This is a genomic window from Actinoplanes sp. NPDC051633, assembly GCF_040681735.1.
GTDB lineage: Bacteria > Actinomycetota > Actinomycetes > Mycobacteriales > Micromonosporaceae > Actinoplanes.
The window spans coordinates 1-1,075 of record NZ_JBFAZH010001807.1 but is presented as its reverse complement, the minus strand read 5'-3'; the positions used below and the strand labels follow the sequence as shown (position 1 = coordinate 1,075).

Annotated in this window: 2 protein-coding genes; one reads left to right on the top strand and one right to left on the bottom strand. The window is 75.3% G+C overall.

Annotated elements, in window-relative coordinates; translation table 11 throughout:
* On the bottom strand, positions 1 to 622 hold a 622-nt coding region (locus AB0M20_RS45345), incomplete at its 3' end, for a hypothetical protein (protein WP_364307858.1).
* Positions 623 to 784: 162 nt separating this feature from the next.
* Here AB0M20_RS45345 and AB0M20_RS45340 point away from each other — a divergent pair.
* Positions 785 to 1,075: copper homeostasis protein CutC (locus AB0M20_RS45340; protein ID WP_364307856.1), on the top strand; the 291-nt coding region annotated here is incomplete at its 3' end.

Below are 1,075 nucleotides of genomic sequence, written 5' to 3'. Positions count from 1 at the left end.
CGAGGCGACCGGCCGCCGGCATCACGTCGAGCGGGTCGATGTGCTCCGGCGCCGCCTTCGTGCCGGCCAGCCAGCCGTCACGGCGCCGCTCGGCGGACAGCCCGGTGTCCACCAGCGCGACCCGGACCGGAGCCGGGACCAGGGCCTGCGGTGCGAACATCGACGAGGTCACCACGGGATGGTCGTCGCCCTTGACGGTGTACCCCAGCGTGACCACGGGGTGGTCGTCGCCCTTGAGCGTGTAGCCCAGCGTCACGATCGGGTGGTCGTCGCCCTTGATGACCTGGTCGAGGGGCGCGCGCCGGGCGACGAGCACGTCCTCGCCGACACGGTCGAACGGCAGGGCGTATCGGGCCGGTGCCGCATCCTGCCGGGCCCGGATCCGGTCGAGGATGCGGCTCGCCCGCAGCCGGGCGGCCGGCGAGGACAGCGCCTCGACCTGCCGGGCCGCGTGGACGCGGTCGGCCGCGAGGCGGGCGGCGGTCCGGTGCTCGGGGAAGGGCCAGCTCTCGGCGCGAAGGGGAAGGGCCGCCGCGGGCCGCGTCAGCCCCGGCCCGAGCAGGCCCGCCGCCGCCCCGAGCAGTCCACCCTGGATTATCCGTCGACGCCCGAAACCGCTCATCGCGCCTCCCGCGAAATTTCGGCCCGCCGGCCCGCCGCCGCCTCCCCCACCCCGGCACTGGGTGGGCCTGAACGTAGGCCCCCGGTACGACACTTTCCGGCTGAGCTGTGGACGGTAGACGGCGGTCGGCTCGACCGGGAGCGGATCGTGGACACTGCTTGCGTGAATGCGCAAGATCATGTCGCCTTCGAGCTCGCCGTTCAGGATCTGCACGGGCTGGCCGAGGCGGCGCGGCTGGGCGTGGACCGGGTGGAGTTGTGCTCCGCTCTCCCCCTCGGCGGCGTGACGCCCTCGATCGCCCTCGTCGAGACCGCCGCCGGGATGGCCGGCATGCCCCCGGTGCACGTCCTGGTCCGGCCGCGGGCCGGCGGCTTCGGCTACGCCCCGGACGAGGCCGAGCTGATCGTCCGGGACGCCCGCCACGCCCTGGCGGCGGGCGCGGCCGGCGTGGTG